Here is a 20,975-nt window from a genome sequence, read left to right on the forward strand (position 1 = left end):
TGAGATTTTAGGGATGGGGGAAATTCACGAGGGTGGCTGTGCCTGTGACGCCGTGCATTTTCGCGCCGCTGGCACTCCTCACCGAGTGAGCCTCTGTTCCTGTAGCTGGTGCCGAAAACGTACCGGCAGTCTAATCGGCGTGTCGGTGTATTTTGACAAGGCCAACGTAGAGTTCATCCGGGGCAAGTTGAAAAGTCACCAGTTAATATCCGATGCGAATCGCTGGATAGAGTGCCAGTTCTGCATCAGCTGTGGCAGTGCCGTTACCTGGACCCTGGAATTTCTGCCTAGGTATCGCGGTATTGCCGGAGGCGCCTTCGACGACCCGGTATTTATTCAGCCAGAACGCTACGTCTACTACCAAAATAAACCGGACTGGCTGGAAATAAATAGAGATATCAGCCGCTGCCCGATGATGGCGGGCCGCACCGACCAATATTAGAAATCAACGGTAACCGCGCATAAACAGTGCCACCGCCTTGCGCACCCGCTCGCGTCGCTCCTCCTCTGCCTGCACCTCACAGCAGCCGATCAATACACGCATATGCCGGCAACCCAGCAATATACCCATAAAGTCCTCAGCGGCCTCGGCCGGGTCCTCCACCCTCAACTTACCCATCTCGGTAGCACGGCGCAGCAACTGCTCAATATCCTTCAGAATTCGCTGAGGACCCGCATCGAAAAACAGCTGTGCCAGTTTTGATTCCTGCGCGGCCAGTGCGCACAAAAGCCGTAACAAGCGAATGCTATCTTCGCTGTCCACCATGCTCAGGAAGGCTTGGCCAATGCGCTCCAGTACTTCTGCCACCGAATCCCCCTCCTCCAGGTCGAAAATAGGCAGGGGCATCATCATCTCGCAGCGGGAAGTGATCGCAGCACTGAACAGCGTCTCTTTATCAGAGAAGTGGCTGTACACCGTCAGTTTCGATACACCCGCAGCAGAGGCCACCGCATCCACACTGGTTGCGGCAAAACCTTTGGTCAGAAACAGCTCCTTGGCTGCATCGAGAATTGCCTGGCGTTTGGCCAGATCCTTGGGACGCCCGCGCTGGGCAGCCGCCTGAGACTGTTCAGACATAGCACTCCATATACTGGACTCACCAGTTTAATAAATTTACTATACTCGCCAGTATAACATTACCGGCCGCCCGGCCATGACTCGTCCACTTCTGGACTTACCTTGTCGCCTCGCCGCCGAGGAAGGGAGCCCCTATGTACCGACCGCTACTCTTCACCGCGCTGTCGTTCAGCCTGCTGTTGTCCGCCTGCGCGCCATCGGAGCCCACCGAACAGCAAGAAAAACCCCGCCCAGCAGTAATGGTCCAACCCCAGGTGGCCAGCGCACAGATGGATGTATATCCCGGCGAGGTACGCGCCCGCTTCGAACCCGCCTTAGCCTTCCGCATCAGTGGCAAATTGCAGCGGCGCCTGGTTAATGTGGGCGACCGCGTTGAGCAGGGGCAGGCATTGGCCGAACTGGATACCGAGGACCTGCTCCTGCAGCTGGATTCTGCGCGCGCACACCTCACCTCTGCCGAAGCCGACCAGCGCTTGGCGAGCAGCGAGTTAGAGCGTCACCGTAAACTATTGGAACGCCAGCTGGTCAGCCACTCACAGTTCGATGCGGTGGAAACCCGCTTCGAAGCCAGCGATGCGCGTCTGCAACAGGCCAGGGCGCAACTGGATGTAGCGCGCAACCAGGCCACTTACGCAGAACTGAAGGCGCCTGAGAGCGGAGTGATCGCCCGCCGTATGGCTGAAGCAGGCCAGGTTGTCGCCGCTGGCCAGGGGGTTTTCGAGCTGGCCGCCGACGGTGAACGCGAGGTGCGCATCGATTTGCCGGAGCAGGCAATTGGTCATTTCCGCGTCGGCCAGCCACTGACCGTGGAACTTTGGTCGCAACCAGGTAAATCCTTTCCCGCCCTGGTGCGTGAGCTATCCCCCGCCGCAGATCCAGTATCCCGCACCTTTGAAGCACGCGTGGCTTTTACCGATAAAACCACCGGCATTGAAATAGGCCAGAGCGCCAGGGTCTTCGTTCCCAAAGCAGCAGCTACCGATGTTTTACAGGTCCCCATGTCAGCAGTGAGCGCCGATGAAGGCAAAGCCTTCGTATGGGTACTGAACCGCGAGCAGCAAATCCTGCATAAAACCGAAATCACTGTGGGGCCCTATGGCCAGGAGTTTGTACCAGTTTTCTCCGGCCTGCGCGTCGATGATTGGGTCGTTGCCGCCGGCACTCACCTTCTACTGGAAGGACAACAGGTTCGCCCAGTGGATCGCATGAACCGCCCAATCGAACCAGACCGGGCCCTCGCGCGCCAGGACTGAGTGGCGGCCGCACTCAGAAAAGAATCTGACCGGGCGCGCAGTAAAAGGCGCTGCTACGAATTTGCCGAAATACGGCTTGCTCGATAGGGCCGTACTTCAACACAGAGAAATTGCCATGGGTTTTAACCTTTCCGAATGGGCACTGAAAAATCGCCCGCTGGTACTCTACGCCATGATCGTACTGGGGCTGCTTGGCGCGGCCTCTTACACGCAACTTGGGCAAAGTGAAGACCCGCCCTTCACCTTCAAGGTAATGGTGATCAATACCCTTTGGCCCGGCGCCAGTGCCGAAGAGGTATCCCGCCAAATTACCGAGCGGGTAGAGAAAAAACTACTGGAGACTGGCGACTACCAACGCATCTCCTCTTTCTCCCGCCCCGGCCAATCCCAGGTGCTGTTTGTCGCCCGCGACGATATGCATTCGCGGGATATTCCTGATCTCTGGTACCAGGTACGCAAAAAGGTCAGTGATATCCGCCACACCCTGCCACCGGATATCCAGGGCCCATTTTTTAACGACGAATTCGGCACCACTTTCGGCAATATCTACGCACTGACCGGCAGCGGCTTCGATTACGCCCTGATGAAAGACTATGCCGAGCGCCTGCAGTTGGCACTGCAGCGGGTCAAGAATGTGGGCAAGGTGGAATTACTGGGTCTGCAGGACGAAAAAATCTGGGTGGAAATTTCCAACACCAAGCTCGCCTCCCTGGGTATTCCCCTCACCACAGTGCAAAGCGCACTGCAATCGCAAAACCAGGTCGCTGATGCCGGCTTTGTAGATACAGTGAGCGACCGTGTGCGTATTCGCGTGAGCGGCCAGTTTCACTCGGTCGATGAAATTCGCCGCTTCCCCATCACCGCCGGTGGGCGCACCCAGAGGCTGAGTGATATTGCCGAAGTACACCGCGGTTTCAGCGATCCTGCACAACCGCGCATGCGCTTTATGGGCGAAGACGCCATCGGCTTGGCCGTATCCATGAAAGAAGGCGGTGATATCCTCAAGCTGGGCAAACAGTTGGACACTACTTTTGCCGAGCTGCAGGAAGACCTGCCGATCGGCATGCAATTGCGTAAGGTGTCCGACCAGCCTGCGGCTGTAAAACGCGGTGTGGGTGAGTTCCTGCAGGTATTGGCAGAGGCGCTGGGCATCGTCCTATTAGTGAGCTTCTTCTCCCTCGGTACCCGCCCCGGCTTGATAGTAGCGCTATCGATACCATTGGTGCTGGCCATGACTTTCGCATTAATGAATTACTTCAATATTGGCCTGCACAAGATTTCCCTGGGCGCCCTGGTACTCGCCCTTGGCCTGATGGTGGACGATGCCATTATCGCCGTGGAAATGATGGCCATCAAAATGGAACAGGGGCTCAGCCGACTAAAAGCGGCCGGCTTCGCCTGGACCAGTACCGCCTTCCCCATGCTCACCGGTACCTTAATCACCGCCGCCGGTTTCCTACCCATCGCCACGGCCGAATCCGGCACTGGGGAATACACCCGCTCGATCTTCCAGGTAGTCACGCTTTCCCTGGTTGTTTCCTGGATTGCCGCAGTAGTATTCGTGCCTTACCTGGGACATTACCTGCTGCCCAATTTAGCTCGCCATGATCACAGCGGTGAGGTTCAGGACCCCTACCAGAAGCCCTTCTATCAGCGCTTCCGCCGCCTGATCACTTGGTGCCTGCGCCACCGCAAAACTGTCATAGTGGCAACCCTGGCGATCTTTATCGGTTCCCTGGCCTTGTTCCGCCTGGTGCCACAACAGTTCTTCCCCTCTTCCGGGCGCTTGGAACTGTTAGTAGATCTCAAGCTGGCCGAAGGTGCCTCACTGAAATCCACCGAGTTCCAGGCCAAGCGGCTGGAAACCCTGCTGGATAAAAACGACCTGGTGGAAAACTATGTGGTGTATGTGGGCACCGGTTCGCCGCGTTTCTACCTGCCACTGAACCAGCAACTTCCTGCAGCCAGCTTTGCCCAGTTTGTAGTGATGACCCGCAGTGTTGAGGAGCGCGAGCAGGTTCGCAGCTGGCTGATCGAAACCATGGCGGAGGAATTCCCCACCCTGCGCAGCCGGGTATCCCGCCTGGAAAATGGACCACCGGTTGGCTATCCGGTGCAGTTTCGTATCTCCGGTGAACATATTGGTGAAGTGCGCAGCCTGGCCCGCCAGGTTGCCGAGCGTGTGCGGGAAAATTCCAAGGTTACCAACGTACATCTGGACTGGGAGGAGCCCAGTAAAACCGTCAATCTGAATATCGATCAGGACCGCGCACGCACCATGGGTGTGAACAGCGCCTCGCTTTCCCGTGCCCTGCAAAGCTCACTCACCGGTATTACCGTTAGCCAATACCGCGAAGACAACGAGCTGATTGACGTACGAGTGCGCGGCGATGAGCAAGAACGCTACGCTCTCAGCCAACTGGGCAATCTGGCGGTGCAAACCGACAGCGGCCGCAGTGTCCCCCTCAACCAGATTGCCACCCTGGAGTACGGCTTCGAGGAAGGGATTATCTGGCACCGCGATCGCCTGCCCACGGTCACAGTGCGCGCAGACATTTATGGTGAAGAACTGCCCGCTAATGTTGTAAATGAAGTATGGCCGCGCCTGCAGAATATTCGTGAGCAATTGCCACCGGGCTACCTGCTGGAAATTGGTGGCAGTGTGGAGGAATCCGAGCGCGGACAAAAATCAGTGAATGCCGGTATGCCGCTGTTTGTGTTGGTGGTATTTACCCTGCTGATGCTGCAGCTGCGCAGCATGTCCCTGTCTACGATGGTCTTCCTCACCGCGCCTTTGGGACTGATCGGGGTTACCTTGTTCCTGCTGCTGTTCGGCAAACCCTTCGGTTTTGTCGCCATGCTAGGCACCATTGCCCTGGCCGGTATGATTATGCGCAACTCCGTCATTCTGGTGGATCAGATACAGCAGGATATCAGCCAGGGCTTGAGTGCCTGGGAGGCAATTATTGAGTCCACTGTGCGGCGTTTCCGCCCAATCGTTTTAACCGCCCTGACTGCGGTATTAGCGATGATCCCACTGTCGCGCAGTGACTTCTTCGGCCCCATGGCTGTTGCCATTATGGGGGGATTGATCGTAGCTACCGCCTTGACCCTGATCTTCCTGCCAGCCCTGTATGCCGCCTGGTTCCGGGTGCGAGAGGAGAAAACAGAGACTGAGGTAGAAATTCCAACGGAGTTAAATGGTGCTGAGCCGCAGGTATCCTGATAATCGCTGACACCCTAATAAAAAGACTCAAGTAAAAACCAAAAGAAAAAAGGCCCGGATATTTACATCCAGGCCTTTTTCATTCAGCAGCTTTTAATCGCCACCATCAACATACGATTAAGACTTCTTGGATTTTGCAGCCAGAGAGTCATACACAATACCGGTCCAAATATCCGGGGTCATAAAACCCTGTCCATACTGATCATCGAAATCCTTGGTGGGCTTGGCAGCAATGACTTGATCACGACTTTGACCACTATCGACCAATTTCTGAATGCGATCCCTCAGGGTCTCCAGCATATCCCGTTGCACTTTTAACTCCGCAGGATTACTCAGAGGACCATGTCCGGGAATGATTTTTGTGTTTTTACCAGAAAGCGCCAATGCGGTGTCCATAGCTTCAATCATGCCATTCACCGAACCACCAGAAGAAAGATCGATAAATGGATAAGTGCCATTGAAATAGATATCGCCCATATGAATCACATCGGCTTTGGCGAAATGCACAATAGAATCACCATCGGTATGGGCTGGGCCGACATGCTGTACCTTAACCTCATCACCATTCCAGTGAAAAGTGGTGGCATCGGTAAAGGTGATTACCGGTAGTGCTGCTGGCGGTGAGGGCTCAACCTTACGCTTAAAAGCCTCTATAAACTGTTCGGTACTCACACGTTTGCGCACATTCTCATGGGCAACGATCAGGGCACCACTTTTACCCAGGTTTTCATTGCCGCCGGTATGATCGCCGTGCCAATGGGTATTGATCACAAAGCGCAGCGGCTGATCTGCCAAACCCGCCACCGCTTTCTGTATTTTTGCAGTGAGTGGTGCATATTGGTCATCCACCATAAAGGTGCCGTCCTCTCCGACCAGTACTGCGATATTGCCACCAGCCCCCTGGAGCATATATACATTACCTGCCACCGGCTCACTGCTAATTTCGATCTTGGCAAATCGGTCTTCGGCCAATAGCGGGGTGCTGATTAGAGACGCTAACAGCACCGCAATAGCTGCAATCTGCTTCATGAATATTTCTCTGTTTTTATTGTCATATTGCTACAGTGATATTACTCAATTCAGGACGCCTGCTCTAGCTGCTTAGGCTCGCCCTTTGCTTCCTGACCGGACACCATGGCCATTAATATATCAGGGCGGTCGGTAACAATACCATCCACGCCCAGGTCGATGTAGCGTTGTAGATCGGCCCGCCCGTTTACTGTCCACACAGAAACATGCAGGTTGAGTTTGTGTGCCGCACGCATAGTACCCGCAGTTACCACATCCAATCCAAAGTGGAACATTGGCAACTGCATTGTCTGATAGTGAGGGGCCAGCAGGCCTTCCGCTCGAATTAATTGAGCAAAATACAATAGTGCCGCTTCCCAGGTCACTGCGCCTGTAGCAACATCCGGACTGAGACGCCTGAACGCACGAACAACTCCATGATGAAAGGAAGAAACAATCACCTGCCCATGCTTTTCCTTCGTCTGTAATACCTCGCTCAAAACCTCTGCGGCAGCGTATTTAGCGCTTTTTAACTCCAGAATCAGAGGAGTATCACCCACTTCCTCCAATGCCTCTTCAATAGTAATAATTGTCAGAGGATTCTCACGATAGGGATAGTTCTCTCCATCGGGGCTCCAATGATAAGCAATATTTAACTCGCGCAACTGGGCAAGGGTCATATCCTCAACAGAACCACTGCCATCTGAAGAGTCTTTCAACTCAGGATCATGTAATAAAACCAGATGGCCATCGGCGGTAAGCCAGAGGTCCACTTCGATACCATCGACACCCAGCTCCACCATTTTTTGTAAATACAACGAGGTATTACCGGGATACAGACCGTTGCTGCAATCATTACCATGGGAAATCACCATAGGGTTACGTGTATGTGTAAGCCGCAATGCCGATTTTTTCGCAGGTCTTGATCTGGCGTAAATCAACAGCACGATCAACAGACCAGCAAAGATCAACAACATAGACATGAATCAATACCATTTATACGCGACAAAGAAACAGTTGCTCTGGCATACCAAACACCGCTTGCAGACACAGTCAATACACAAAATCCTATAAAAGTCCTTATACCACGTAGAATTTCAACCATTGACAGCTGGCTCGGCCATTAGCTCTTCTCCAGCTCTCTCATTATTTTCCGTAGTATTCTCTCTCCCGCCACTGCCCTTATTAGCTCTCTCTTTCCAGTAGTGAAGCAATACATCCTGTAACCACAAAGGAAAAAAGATCACCAAATCATAAAAACGATTTAACAGTATGCCAGTATGCATTACTGAAGTGGCCAAAAGGCGCAGCCCACCACAAAGCAGACGTAAACTGAGCACCAGGCAGGTGCCTATTACAGTACGCGCAGAGGAGATAAATTGCTCCAATGGAATTGCAGTAAAAGCCAGAATTAAAGGAAGGATAAAACCAAGCCCCATCTGCGTCAGAGAAACAGGCCAATAAGTCCCCATTCCCGCCATCATCGGCAAAGCCTCACCTGCACTGGCAGCCAGCAGCTGGTCATACTGTAAAAGTAATTCACGCGTAAATGCCAAGCAGGCCTCTACCATAGAAAAAAGTAGCAACAGTGCCAAAGCAGCCCAGTTCAAACGACGCCGGATATTATCTGACAAGGTATTGATCGCCGGAAACATCCGTGTGATTTGCAAGCATTCCATCACCATGATTCCAAGGCTCACCTGTAAAAAGATAAGTACGTAGGCGACAATATCTGTAACAACAAAACTACCGAGAAAACTATTACCACCCAATATTTCTGCTACCGGGCGCGCGATTAACTGAAAATTAACAGAAATACCAGCCACCGCCACCATTAAAGCCATGGAAGCAATTAAAAATCGGCCCATGGAAGAGGCTGACAGAAAGCGCACACTACGATCACTTTCCTGCAATATTTCCTCATAGCGCTCCATATGTAAGTCCAGGGCTTTAGCACGCCGAATGACCGACTCTACATTTTTATTGATTCTCCCCAGTGTAATTAGCATTGCACGCCAACTGGGCATCATTCGTTTCAGTAACTGATGTCGCTCACGAGTAGATTCCCGATAAGACTCCAGAGCCTTGGATTCCGCCTTTCGCATGGAGTGATTAATCGTTTCCAGCACGTCTGCCACAACAGAATCATCCTGGGCGGGAATTTCTGATACGGAGCGAATAGCGCGAGCCCAGTTGGAGGGTTCAGGAGGCACTTCAGCACTGCGTACATAGTCTTCATCGATAGATGTCAGCTGCTCGCACAAACGACGGTGAAGTGTTGGATATTGCGCCAACTCTCTCTTCATTGCCCCTTCTATACGCTCAAATTCCCTTTCGATATGACGCTCTGCCGTCGCCCTGCCAGCTGCCAGCAAAACTTCTCGATTGCGCTCAAGGAGAGTCTGCTCTGCGGTGCCCAATGCACCAGCCGCAAGGCGCAGGGAACGATAACTAAAGCGCGCCAGAGCATATATAGCCCTATGTACCGGCCTCCTGGCAAGGAACATTGCGAAAAGGCCGAATAGGAGCCAAAGCCACAGCGGCAAACTATTGATTAATGGACTCACGATGTTAGCTCCCTAGCGACAATTCAATTGCCCATCCTATCAGCTAGCAGTCACACAATCGCCCAAAATGTCACAGTTTATATTGCTATAAGACGACATCACCCTATCAGAGATAAACCCAGACAAAATGGTACCAGGGTATCTATTTCAACAAGATAAACCGGCATCGAAATAGCATTTGCAGCATTAATGTACTGAATTACCCAATAGTGTTTATTCGCACGCCACACCTTCTCAAATTACAATGCCGACAAATTCTCGGGAAAGAGTCCTCCTCAAATATTCACTAACCAGGCAGTATTCCCAGATAAAAAATGACTCAGGAAATTCTCCAAATATTAAGCACCAATAAAGCGAAGCATTCAGAATAAAAAGAGGTAGGACTGAGAAGCTAAAGACGCAAATGACACAGCAAAAAATCACGACCAGGGAGAAGTGTTTTTGGGAAAATGACACTCAGGGATACATGAGAACAATTTTCACAGATAGTTCCACCAATAAAAAATAACTGCGACATTTTCTTAATGTGGTTTTTTTATAACTAAAAATAAGGCATCTATTTTTCCAAGCCGTCCCACCCCACGTCTACACTCCAAACTAAATTCTCACTGGGTGAGTCATTTTCCCTAAGCACAAAAAGGGAATATGCGTAAGCAGGGATGCCTTCAAAAGAGGCATCAAAAGCCAATCAGGAAACTTATGTAACAGGAGTTGATAGAGGATCTCAAACTCAAATTTGGGAAAGATCTATCTGTATCAAGGAGAGGTACGAGGTATATGCCGGTTCTTTTTTTCAGCAATTCCGGCCTTCAGGGCGATCTTTTATTTTCACTTTTTTCTCAGTCTATTCCGCTCCCATGGGAAAAGGCGAGCATAGGAAAACAGCGCCATTGCCTGCAGCACTATGAGGCAATAATTGTTGACTGTTGGCAAATAGGTATTGCCGCCACATCCAAAGAATTTCTTTCCGATCTGAAAAAAATCAGTCATCCAAAAGCTATCCTTATTAACTTTCCAGTGGACTTACCTTTACATATCTTGGAAAAACTGCGCCAAAGTGGTTTCTACCTCCTCTGTGACAGTAATACCAGCCAGGAAAATTTAATTCAGAGATTAAGTACTGCTATTCACAGCTGTGAAAGCAGGCAGCATGGCAGTACCCCAAATCCTCTTCCTCTAACACGCAGAGAACAGGAAATTCTAGGACAACTGACTACGGGTGAACCCAACAGTGTGATTGCCACCAAACTTCACTTAAGTGAACACACTGTAAAAAACCACATGTATAACATATTCCGAAAAATCGGCGTAAAGAATCGCCTGCAAGCCAGTAATTGGGCAAAACTCAATCTCCAGGAAGAGAAAATATGAGGCTAAGCCTGCTGATATTTTTTCTCTGTATGTCAATTGCCTATGCTCAGGATGACACAACCGTCCCTCCTGCAGACACCGACTCAGGCAAACTAGAGGATGAAATCAGCGGGTTTAATATTGATCGAACAATAACGCGAACCGGGCATGATTTTGCGCGTTATCTGAGTGAATACAGAAATCTGAACTATCCAGATTCAACTTACAACTTAACAGTTTACGAGCGCCCCTCCGCACGGTGGGGCAACCTGATTTGGGTAACCTATAACGACAAAATAGTTTTTCGGCGCTTTATCACCCCAAGCACCAACAATATACACCGGCTGGCCGATGAGGCAGCACAGTATATTCACCAAGCGGTACTACAAGATCGCGTAAGCAGTGCGTTCACAGATAATTTTGATTTGGGAAAGGATGAATTCTAATGCAAATCAGATATTTGATAGTTCCTGCTGCCCTGCCTGTGATTATGTTCCTGTCCAGCAGTGGCTATGCCACAGAATTAATTTACGAACCAGTAAACCCCAACTTTGGTGGCAACCCATTAAATGGCACCTACCTGCTACAAAATGCGCAAGCACAGGACAGCCATGATGACCCCGACAAGCCAGACAGTCTGTATGAGCAGCCCAGCGCTCTGGATCGTTTTACTGACTCCCTCGAAACACGGCTTTTAAACCAGTTGCTTACTGATGTGGGCGATGGCAATAGCGGTGAACTAATAACTGATGACTTTATCGTGCAGATCGTTGACAACGACGGTGTACTGACCGTGTTGATCACTGACCGGAGTACTGGAGATAAAAGCGAAATCGTTGTAAGCGGGCTCAACCCGACTAATTAGCATAGTACCCAACTCCGAAGGAAAACTGGCAATGCGTAATGCAATAAAAAAAGCCATAGTTTTGCCCGCCCTGGCGTTCATATTAACACTAAGCGGCTGCTCCGCATTTAAAAGTCTTGGTGATGCCATTTTTGGCCCAGGTCGTACTGAGGCCATGCTCACACCGCGTATGAACACCTACAGGGATTTACTTAACCTGCCAGAACCAAAGGGTAAAATTCTGGCAGCGGTATACAGTTTCCGGGACCAAACGGGACAATACAAGCCTGCCCCAAACAGCAGCTTCTCTACCGCTGTCACCCAGGGCGGTGCCGCCATGTTGATGGATGTGCTGAATGAATCAGGATGGTTTATTGCGCTTGAACGCGAGGGATTGCAAAACCTACTCACTGAAAGAAAAATTATTCGCGCTGGTCTCAGCAAGCCGGATGCCCCTGCAAACAACAGTGTCCCTCTACCTACCTTAATTGCCGCCAATGTCTTATTGGAAGGGGGAATTGTCGCCTACGACCAGAATATTCAAACTGGTGGCGCAGGAGCCCGCTACTTTGGTATCGGAGCTGATGAGCAATACCGTATTGATCAGGTCTCCGTGAATCTGCGTGCTATCGATATCCGCTCAGGCCGAATATTGCATTCGGTATTGACCTCGAAAACCGTTTACTCAAAAGCAATCAGTGCCGATGTATTTCGCTTTGTAAGATTCCGGCGCCTACTGGAAATGGAAGCCGGAGTGACATACAACGAACCCGCACAACTTGCTATGCTTTCAGCAATGGAATCTGCGGTAATTCATCTGATCAGTGAGGGAATTATTCACAATTCATGGGCACTGGCGAACCCCGATGATATCAACAACCCCGTACTGCAATATTACCTGAATGACAGCACGGTGATTATGTGATGAATCCACTTGAGACAGGACGAGCTTAAAAGGCTGAAGCAACCATGCCAAGTATTAACAAGCACCATCTCCCCCTGAGCCTTACCGCTGCCCTCTTTCTCTTTTCAGGGGTTTGCAGCGCCACAGACCTGGATTCCAGCAATGAGCTGGCGATCTCCAGTGAACTGAGCGCCGCCAACCTTATTTCTGTTTCCAATCTCACCGTCATTAACCAGGAAGGCGGTGTAAACCATATCAACGTACGACAGTCAGGGCGAACCAACTACACATCTGCTCATCAGGATGGCAATCGAAATAATCTCTCTGTCACCCAGGCTGGCGAAGACAATGTTATTCTATCAAGCCAGATAGGAGATCAAAACTTAAGTGGCCTGATCCAGGTAGGCTACGAGAACCTAATTGATATCGAGCAGTACGGCATGGGAAATTCTGCCGGGATTTCCCAATTCGGTACGCAAAACAGTGCCCATGTACAAGAAATTGGCATCTTGCATAAGGTCAATATCTACCAAAGTGGCCATGGATTACACACGTCTGTCACAGTAACAGGCACTGCGACGACCACCTATATCAGCCAATACGATTAAAACTGGTATTTGATCAATTCTCTACTGGCACTATTTTTTATTGGTTTTCTATCACCACCAAGGTCTGTCTCTCATTAAAAATTGCTTTCGGCGCATTTCACCTAAGTTAATAATGATTAATCCTGCACTGATTTCAACTCTGCTATCGATATAGTACATTCAACTCAACAAACCCTGTATATCTGGCCAGTCGCATATTTTGCCGAAATAGAAAGTTCCATAAATTTACCATCTAACGATTCGAACTATTTTCCTAGTTTTTAGAGAGTTACCTCCTATAGCCGTCTCGCAGGATTAGGGCAAAACTCTAAACATATCCGATCACTTGTTGTTTACACCTCTCGGACATTACGTCATGCAGGCATTAGGTTGTTATATAGAGATCATCTTCTCTGGGCCAAACCGGCCCTTCTTTACCAAGGTCCCGAATGTTGTACCTGGGAGACACTTGAATTTTCAACCTGGCATTAGAGCAGTACCGCCATCTTAATGAAATTTATCTAGCGACAGGGAACGATCAGTCGCTGGTAGCAGTATTCAGTCACGGATCAATAGTGTTTTAAATTCCCCAGCGGGATAAAACCGTATTGCCGTAATTACCCTTACCTGAAAAGGTACGGAAGTAATTCAGCGTAAATTTCGCTGGTTTATATAGCGTCGGAAGAAAAGGAGTATCTCATGAAGACGTTAACCCCTATCGCAGCAGTGGTCGCCATTGCCATAAGCAGTGGCGCACTTGCAGCAAGTAACACCACAATCCAGAATCAGGGAGGCGTTGGCAATATCGCGACTTCCACTCAAGTCGGCCCAGGTGTTGACAATAACCTGGTAATTCAGACTCAAGCTGGCACTGTCAATACATCAACTGCTCTACAAACTCTTGGCAGTGACCTCAATACTATCAACCATCTCCAAACTGGCGCCCTGAACACTGCTACATCCACTCAATCTGGCGGACTCCTGAACACCGCTTCTATTACCCAGGTTGGTAGCGGTAACAGTGGTATAACCACACAAGCCGCCTCGTCATTTGCATCTACAGCACTTATTAACCAGGTCGGTGATTTTAACACTGGCGTGGTTACTCAAACTGCCAGTTCACTGGATCTTGCTTCAATTAATCAAGCTGGCGACTTTAATGTTGCTACTGTTACCCAGACACTCAGCAGCTTAAATACTGCCATTGCCAATCAAGTGGGTGATGTTAACATCGCCACACACATTCAAACAGGTGCACTCCACACATCAACATCCACACAAGTGGGCACCCTCAATGTTGCTACCGTTTTCCAGGCTGGCTTGGGCAGTGATTCTTTCACACTACAGACTGGTTTCGGCAACGTATCCCTTCATGCCCAAACTGGCTTTTTTAACGATGCATTCACCAATCAGCTAGGCACTATCAACATTTCCACCATCACCCAAGCCGGGTTTGGGCACGATGCAATTGTCAATCAGGTTGGCACCGCCAACTTGCATACCATCACTCAATTTGGACTTAACGAAACCGCTGTTGCCACTCAGGTCGGTACTGGTAACGTCGGCATAATAGTGCAGTAGGAATACCGACCAAACCTTTTGAAAATGGATGTCAAATCACTCGTACTAGGAAGTTAGAGGTTTTACCATGAAGAAGTTAGCCCCAATCGCCGCAGCAATTGCCCTCACCGCAACTGCCGGTGCTTTCGCAGCGAACAACACAGCTGTTCAAAGCCAGTTTGGAGTTGGAAACCTGGCCACTGCAACTCAGGTTGGCCCAGGGGTAGATAACAATACCATTACCCAGACCCAGGTTGGCCTGCTTAATCTATCCACTGCATTACAATCTGCGGGAAATAGTTTGAGCACCATCAATCATACCCAGGCTGGTGCCTTTAATGCGGCCACCTCCTTCCAAATTGGTTCCACACTAACTACTGCAAATATTACCCAAGTAGGTGCTGCAAACGTTGGTACAACCACACAGACGGCCCCTTCCATCGGCAGTGTGGCAAATATCAACCAAAATGGATTTGTAAACTTTGCCAGCACTTTGCAAACTATCAGCTTCTTTGATGTTGCCACCGTAACTCAAAACGGTCTGCTCAACCTGGCTCTGGTAGTACAACCGCTGGGTGCCTTCAATACTGCTGCAGTTACTCAAACCGGTGTCCTGAACAGCGCATTCCATTCCCAGGTTGGTGCCTTTAACACCACTACCTCAAACCAGCTCGGCGCATTAAACAGCGCTACAGCTATCCAAACCGGTTTCTTCAATGATTCTGGCATCCTGCAAGCTGGTGCCCTGAATTTTGCTCTACATACTCAATTGGGCGCATTCAATGACGCACAGTCAAACCAAGTGGGCCTCTTGAATATTGCCACCAAAACTCAGATAGGTTTGGGCCATGATGCAGTAACAACTCAAGTGGGACTGCTCAATAGCCACTTCACCACTCAGATCGGATTTAACGAAACTGCATTCGCCACCCAGGTTGGCATTGGTAATGTCGGTGTAATTACACAGTAGTTCCTTAGAGAGAGAAGCTTGTGGCGGTCATTAAATGACCGCCTTTTTTTAAACCCTGATTTCTCTTTGCTTTTATAACCTCGAGGTACGATTACTTTTTTCTCAACGAAATTTGCGAAGCTAAAAGCTCCTGGAAATAGTAGAGGAGGCTGAAAAACCTTAATATCTAATCCCATGGTGTCACAGATTTATTTACTGTATGGCATAAGTATCGTTAACTTATAAAAAAGCCCACTTTATTCCCAGGTTTTCAAGACTTCTGTCCTATAGCCGTAGAACCGCTCCTCATCAAAACTCTACTCAGCATCAAGATGCTGTTCATGAGGTATCGCAAGGTTGATTTCCTGAATGTCAAAAATTGAAGTTCTGTCTTCAAATATTGATTGCAAAACTGCCACCTGGAAATACCCAGAAATTTTTTACAGTGTGAAAGTACTTTGCAGTACCGGATGATGCTGTTTTATCAATTTTTCCGCATTAAAAAGCTTCTCAAGCTGATCAAGATATCTCTCTAGGAGTACCGATGAACAAGTACACACCCTTAGCGGCAAGTATTTTTCTTGCAATCGCCAGTACCGGAGCCGTCGCTGCAAACAACACTGCCGTACTTTTCCAGAATGGGGCAGGAAACTCAGCTACTGCCGATCAAAGTGATCCAACCGTTAACAATAACTTTATTTTCCAGACCCAAGTGGGAAATAACAATACAGTTTATGCAGAGCAAACAAACGGCAATGGCTTAGGGGTGATTACACAAACCCAAACCGGGGATAATAATAACGCCGAATCTTACCAGGAAGGTAATACACTGGGCACCACGGCCACCATTACCCAGATTCTGAATAATCACAATGCGGTAACCGATCAGGATTTCAATACTGGCGGTGCCGCGGTTATTATCCAGTCTGGAGATATGCAGACAGCCCAGATTGATCAAGTTTCTAACGCACTAACTGTTGGCGTAGCAACACAGAGTGGCTTTAATAATAATGCTTTTGTATTCCAAATCATGAACCTGGCTGACGTGGCTACTGTTGTGCAAGATGGCACCACAAACCAAGCCAATGTTTTCCAGGTAATGGGTACCGGAGATGCGGCTACTGTCGCCCAATTTGGAGTAACCAATATTGCCACAGTTGCTCAAACATCGGGCACCGGTAACGTGGCCACTGCTACCCAGATTGGCACAATTAACGTTGCCAATATCACACAAACTGGTGGCTTTGCGAATACTGCCACTCTCACACAAAATGGCACCAACAGTGGCACTCTATTACAGAGTAACAGTAGCTTAAGCTCTATTAGTGCAATCCAATCTGGCACATCCAATGGTGTAGTACACAACCAGGTATTAGCAACAAACGCTACATCACTATCAACCCAGGTTGGCACCTTCAACCAGTTTAATATCACTCAACAGGGAGGTGACAACTACAGTGAGCTTTGGCAAGTTGGTGATAACCAAGTTGCTATACACAGTCAAACTGGTGACGATAACTGGGCACTAACCGAGCAATTTAGTAGCTTTAACTTTGCAACAGTCATTCAGCCTGGCAGCTCAAACGACTCCTTCATTTTGCAAGGTGTAGGAACAGGAAATGTCACAAATGTATCGCAGATTGGTAGCTTCAATAGCTCTATTGCAACTCAGGTCGGCAATGCAAATATGATCTCTGTTACCCAGCTAAGTGATGGTAATGTTTCCATAGAAAACCAAATTGGGGATGGCAATATGGCCGTTGTTGTTCAGTAGTTCAAACTTGGGAAGGCCGACCTGACAACAGGTTAGCTTTCCCAGCACTTCAATTCCGATCTCTGGAAACACTAGACACTTGAATCTTTACTACCCCTCCACGCCACAAAATTAGATTCTTTTATGTATTACGGTTTCATAGCTGCATCTTCCAAGTAATATTGAAATCCAGCATCTCTGGATATGTAGATGCACAACCAAAGGTAAATACCATACCAACAACTACCATCAACTGGTTTAAGTATAAGAAAAAAGCATCAGCTGGCACTATTAAAATCCAATACATCACCCAAGCAAACTAAACGACAATACGATAATTCGCATTTAATTAGGTGCCAAGAAAAATAGATTTAGAAATACACATCAATTGAAAAGACATATCTGCCAAGGCATTTTTTTTACGCTCACTTCAGCTAAAGTTTCCTGTAAGGAAATTTTGTAGGCCCCGGCGATGGCTTCACTTGGAAGAGGCCATCCTCGTGTAAATGGATATGAATGGACTCGAGTACACGGTAATACGCAGGAGTACACAGTGAGGAAGGTTACCGTTCTGCCCCTGGCAATTTTGTTGTCAGCCAGTGGTATCGTAAGCGCTTCAGATAACACCTCAACAATTGAACAGAGTGGCAATAACAATTCCGCCACGGCCGACCAGACGGACATAGGCGCTATCGACAACCATATTGAAGTTAATCAAAGTGGCAACCATCATAGCACTGAAGCCATACAGACCAATGAGGCTGACAGCACCATTTACCAAATTCAGGAAGGTACCCTGAATGACATGTACAGCCTGCAGATGGGTGGCATCGGAAACAATGTACTGATCTATCAATCAGGAATGGACAATCGAGCCAGTACTTACCAGATTTCGGCACAAAATAATGAGGCTATGATTCGCCAGAATGGAATGGGCAATGAGGCGGAAATCCACCAGCACCTTGGTAGTGATAATGTTTCAGTTATTGAGCAAATTGGCGATATTCATGGCGCTCTGATTGGCCAATATGCAAGCTTTAACTCCGAGGCTTATATACTGCAGGAAGGTTCCTATCACGAAGCCTTAATCAGCCAGGAAGGCAGTGGTCACTACGCCAATATTCATCAAGCGGGTATGTCCCACACTGCTGAAATTGAACAGGCTGATATGTATAACGAAGCTGATATAGTTCAAAATGGTGAAAGCAACCTGACTACGATTGTCCAGGTTTCCTGGTACAACAGCGCTTATGTTAATCAGGATGGATTTATGAACCATGCCACTATTATGCAGTCAGGTGGTGGCGGACTTGGTGGCGGACATATGGTGATAGTGAACCAGTCCGGTGGATTGAATAACGCAACGGTGATCCAGTCTGGGTTTTCTGAGTCAGCAAATATTACCCAGGTGGGCACAGGTAATACCGCCATAGTGCATCAGTAATCCAGATATTTCATGCTGAGGAGATTAATTAGCTCCTCAGCCATTCTTATTTTTTGGAGTTAATTTCCGGGCAATAATTTAATTTCCCTTACCATTTAACTCCCAGCTATTTTTTTGGGGAGCTACCCCCATATAGCCACACTTAATTTCCATTATCCCAGACCTACTAAACCGTAGAATAACTGCAAACGTCATCGAAATTGGATATAAATAATCACAAGCAGGTCACATAGTAAAAATTTTTTATCCGAAAACTAAATCATCCTTGCCATTCACTCAGTAAACTTTAATTTTTCGATAGCTATCTGTCGCACTTTGACTCCATTACGCCTCCCCTTATCTGCGCAGATTTTAGGTAGCCATATTGAATCACCTGACAGCGTCGCCAAAATCACTATTTTTCCTCTCTCTATTTCTACAAATAAAACTTTATTCCTAGAGAATTAGAACTTCTCTCCTATAGCCGCATCTCACTGCAGCTACAAGACTGAAGAGGACGGAACGAACATTTGGACTCCTAAGCAGTATCAAGGATGCCAATTATCATGTATTTGTTTTCCCCTCACCTCGATTTTCCATCGATACGCTATTTCATGCGGCCACCTCCTATTGCTGGCCGTATTCCCGATTTACAGTTGCGCTGACTCTGCCGGGCTAGTGCTTTCGCTGTAAAAACCTCGGCACAGGATGACGTGCCATCCCTATCAGCACTTGAACGCTGACCCCAATCGTGATGCTCATTTTTATGTAGTAATGGAGACACTCATGAAATCTTTGACCCCTATCGCTGCCGCAATTACTCTCGCTATCAGCGGTACCGCTTTTGCGGCAGATAATGTTACCGAGCAACTGCAATATGGAAACGGTAACACGGTAAATTCTTTTCAGGTTGGCGCTGGAAGCCATGACAATTACGTAAAACAAGTACAATATGGTGATCACAATGCCGCTGTCGCTTCACAAGGCGAAGAGCATGACAGCGAAGCCATACAATACCAATATGGTGACGGTAACTTCTCCAACATAACCCAAATTTTTGGGCACGATAACCATGCCACTTCCAAGCAGGTAGGGGACCACAATACTTCAGTAACCCTGCAGGTTAACGAGCACCATAGTAAGTCTTACCATTACCAGGAAGGTAACGGTAATGACGCTAAAACGCTTCAAACTTTTGGTGGGTACAATGTTGCCAAAATTAAGCAGAGTGGCGACTATGGCAAGGCATCCATAACCCAGCTGGGTAGCTACAATGGCGAGGTAATTATCAAACAAAAAGGCGACCATGCTGACACCGATGTTATACAAACCGGCGAAGGGAACTACGTCCATATCTATCAGGGTCATGGTGGTATGAACGATGCCGACGTACACCAGAGCGGTAATCACAACGATGCTCATGTTAAGCAAAAAGGCTGGATGAACGACGCACATATCAACCAGCCGGGTGATTATAACTACGCAAGCATCAAGCAGCGTGGCTATAAAAATGATGCCGAAATTGATCAACATGGCGATCATAATGATGCCAAAACTCGTCAAAAAGGCTGGAGGAATGACGCGGACGTCGATCAATACGCTGATAAAAGCTATGCAAATATAGAGCAGTACGGATATAAAAATGATGCCGATATTCGCCAAGCTTATGGGGAGCATAACGATGCCTCCATTGATCAGAAAGGCTTCTACAACGAGGCGGATATCTCCCAGGCCGGTTACTATAACTACGCCAATGCCAAGCAGATTGGATATGGCAACGACGTCTATCTAGGCCAGATCGGTAGTAAGCATAAGGCGTTAGCAGTCCAGGTCGGCGGATACAATGAAAGCTTGGTCGGCCAGCTTGGCCACTGTGAAACTGCACTGGTTCTTCAGGTAGGCCATGCAAACAAGAGCGTTGTTTTACAATAGGAAACTATCAGAAAGAAAAAGGGCGGCCTATGGCCGCCCTTTTTTGTGGTGAGGGACCTTATTACAGGTGCTCTACCGTATCAATCTCATACTCCACTGCGCCAGAGGGAGTATGCACCACAACCACGTCTCCCACTTCCTTGCCAATCAGGGCACGGGCAATCGGTGAATTTACTGAGATTTTGTGTTTCTTCACATCAGCCTCATCGTCACCAACAATCTTGTAGGTTACTTCCTGATCATTATCCAGGTGAATAATCGTTACTGTAGTACCGAAAATTACCTTGTCGCTGGGCTCAATCGACTTTACATCGATCACTTGTGCATGGGAGAGCTTGGCTTCAATTTCCTGGATACGCCCTTCAACAAAGCCCTGCTTCTCCCTCGCCGCGTGGTACTCGGCATTTTCCTTCAAATCACCGTGTTCTCGCGCCTCGGCAATAGCCTGTACAACAGCGGGGCGTTCGACTTTTTTCAGATTATCCAATTCTGAACGCAGCGCATCTGCGCCTTCAACGGTCATTGGTACCCGGTTCAATGT

Annotated in this window: 18 protein-coding genes; 13 read left to right on the forward strand and 5 right to left on the reverse strand. The window is 48.6% G+C overall.

Annotated features, from left to right (window positions below; all coding sequences use genetic code 11):
- Window positions 1-13 precede the first annotated feature (13 nt).
- Window positions 14-442, forward strand: a complete 429-nt coding sequence (locus ACJJJB_RS15425) for a GFA family protein (RefSeq protein ID WP_020414655.1) — start codon at window positions 14-16, stop codon at window positions 440-442.
- 3 nt (window positions 443-445) lie between these two features.
- Here ACJJJB_RS15425 and ACJJJB_RS15430 read toward each other — a convergent pair whose 3' ends face one another.
- Window positions 446-1,078: a TetR/AcrR family transcriptional regulator gene (locus ACJJJB_RS15430; RefSeq protein ID WP_020414654.1), complete on the reverse strand. Its 633-nt coding sequence runs from the start codon at window positions 1,076-1,078 to the stop codon at window positions 446-448.
- A gap of 134 nt (window positions 1,079-1,212) precedes the next feature.
- Here ACJJJB_RS15430 and ACJJJB_RS15435 point away from each other — a divergent pair, with 134 nt between their 5' ends.
- Both ACJJJB_RS15435 and ACJJJB_RS15440 read left to right on the forward strand, forming a co-directional pair.
- Window positions 1,213-2,331: an efflux RND transporter periplasmic adaptor subunit gene (locus ACJJJB_RS15435; protein WP_282952490.1), complete on the forward strand. Its 1,119-nt coding sequence runs from the start codon at window positions 1,213-1,215 to the stop codon at window positions 2,329-2,331.
- A 115-nt stretch (window positions 2,332-2,446) separates the two neighbouring features.
- Window positions 2,447-5,557 carry an efflux RND transporter permease subunit gene (locus ACJJJB_RS15440; RefSeq protein WP_445365127.1) on the forward strand — a complete coding sequence of 1,037 codons (3,111 nt, stop codon included), beginning with the start codon at window positions 2,447-2,449 and terminating at the stop codon, window positions 5,555-5,557.
- 117 nt (window positions 5,558-5,674) lie between these two features.
- Here the strand turns inward: ACJJJB_RS15440 and ACJJJB_RS15445 are convergent, their stop codons facing one another.
- The 3 genes from ACJJJB_RS15445 to ACJJJB_RS15455 all read right to left on the reverse strand — a co-directional run bounded on the left by ACJJJB_RS15445 (window position 5,675) and on the right by ACJJJB_RS15455 (window position 9,132).
- On the reverse strand, window positions 5,675-6,586 hold the full coding sequence (locus ACJJJB_RS15445; protein WP_020414651.1) for an MBL fold metallo-hydrolase: 912 nt from the start codon (window positions 6,584-6,586) through the stop codon (window positions 5,675-5,677).
- Window positions 6,587-6,636: 50 nt separating this feature from the next.
- Window positions 6,637-7,548, reverse strand: coding sequence for a glycerophosphodiester phosphodiesterase family protein (locus ACJJJB_RS15450; protein WP_445365128.1), 912 nt, complete (start codon window positions 7,546-7,548; stop codon window positions 6,637-6,639).
- A 114-nt stretch (window positions 7,549-7,662) separates the two neighbouring features.
- On the reverse strand, window positions 7,663-9,132 hold the full coding sequence (locus ACJJJB_RS15455) for a hypothetical protein (protein ID WP_444946176.1): 1,470 nt from the start codon (window positions 9,130-9,132) through the stop codon (window positions 7,663-7,665).
- Between the two features lie 711 nt (window positions 9,133-9,843).
- Between ACJJJB_RS15455 and ACJJJB_RS15460 the strand changes: the two genes are divergently transcribed.
- The 10 genes from ACJJJB_RS15460 to ACJJJB_RS15505 all read left to right on the forward strand — a co-directional run bounded on the left by ACJJJB_RS15460 (window position 9,844) and on the right by ACJJJB_RS15505 (window position 20,434).
- Window positions 9,844-10,503, forward strand: coding sequence for a helix-turn-helix transcriptional regulator (locus ACJJJB_RS15460; protein ID WP_245556716.1), 660 nt, complete (start codon window positions 9,844-9,846; stop codon window positions 10,501-10,503).
- On the forward strand, window positions 10,500-10,928 hold the full coding sequence (locus ACJJJB_RS15465) for a CsgE family curli-type amyloid fiber assembly protein (protein WP_020414647.1): 429 nt from the start codon (window positions 10,500-10,502) through the stop codon (window positions 10,926-10,928). Before ACJJJB_RS15460 ends, ACJJJB_RS15465 begins: the two co-directional genes overlap by 4 nt.
- Window positions 10,928-11,347 (forward strand): curli assembly protein CsgF, encoded by a 420-nt coding sequence (locus ACJJJB_RS15470; RefSeq protein ID WP_020414646.1) that lies wholly within the window; start codon window positions 10,928-10,930, stop codon window positions 11,345-11,347. The genes ACJJJB_RS15465 and ACJJJB_RS15470 overlap by 1 nt, the downstream gene beginning before the upstream one ends.
- Before the next feature lie 31 nt (window positions 11,348-11,378).
- The gene (locus tag ACJJJB_RS15475; protein ID WP_020414645.1) at window positions 11,379-12,251 is read left to right on the forward strand and encodes a CsgG/HfaB family protein; all 873 of its coding nucleotides are present in this window, start codon (window positions 11,379-11,381) and stop codon (window positions 12,249-12,251) included.
- A gap of 44 nt (window positions 12,252-12,295) precedes the next feature.
- The gene (locus ACJJJB_RS15480; RefSeq protein WP_445365129.1) at window positions 12,296-12,838 is read left to right on the forward strand and encodes a hypothetical protein; all 543 of its coding nucleotides are present in this window, start codon (window positions 12,296-12,298) and stop codon (window positions 12,836-12,838) included.
- Window positions 12,839-13,516: 678 nt separating this feature from the next.
- Window positions 13,517-14,398 carry a hypothetical protein gene (locus tag ACJJJB_RS15485; protein WP_026305243.1) on the forward strand — a complete coding sequence of 294 codons (882 nt, stop codon included), beginning with the start codon at window positions 13,517-13,519 and terminating at the stop codon, window positions 14,396-14,398.
- A gap of 67 nt (window positions 14,399-14,465) precedes the next feature.
- Window positions 14,466-15,347, forward strand: a complete 882-nt coding sequence (locus ACJJJB_RS15490; RefSeq protein ID WP_026305242.1) for a hypothetical protein — start codon at window positions 14,466-14,468, stop codon at window positions 15,345-15,347.
- Between the two features lie 523 nt (window positions 15,348-15,870).
- Window positions 15,871-17,100 (forward strand): hypothetical protein, encoded by a 1,230-nt coding sequence (locus tag ACJJJB_RS15495; RefSeq protein WP_445365130.1) that lies wholly within the window; start codon window positions 15,871-15,873, stop codon window positions 17,098-17,100.
- A gap of 532 nt (window positions 17,101-17,632) precedes the next feature.
- Window positions 17,633-18,523 (forward strand): hypothetical protein, encoded by an 891-nt coding sequence (locus ACJJJB_RS15500; protein WP_282952486.1) that lies wholly within the window; start codon window positions 17,633-17,635, stop codon window positions 18,521-18,523.
- Window positions 18,524-19,288: 765 nt separating this feature from the next.
- Complete coding sequence (locus tag ACJJJB_RS15505; protein WP_020414640.1) at window positions 19,289-20,434, forward strand: hypothetical protein; 1,146 nt, start codon at window positions 19,289-19,291, stop codon at window positions 20,432-20,434.
- A 61-nt stretch (window positions 20,435-20,495) separates the two neighbouring features.
- Here the strand turns inward: ACJJJB_RS15505 and greA are convergent, their stop codons facing one another.
- Window positions 20,496-20,972 carry a transcription elongation factor GreA gene (greA, locus tag ACJJJB_RS15510; protein WP_026305241.1) on the reverse strand — a complete coding sequence of 159 codons (477 nt, stop codon included), beginning with the start codon at window positions 20,970-20,972 and terminating at the stop codon, window positions 20,496-20,498.
- Window positions 20,973-20,975: the final 3 nt, after the last annotated feature.

It is taken from the genome of Microbulbifer variabilis (assembly GCF_052468405.1).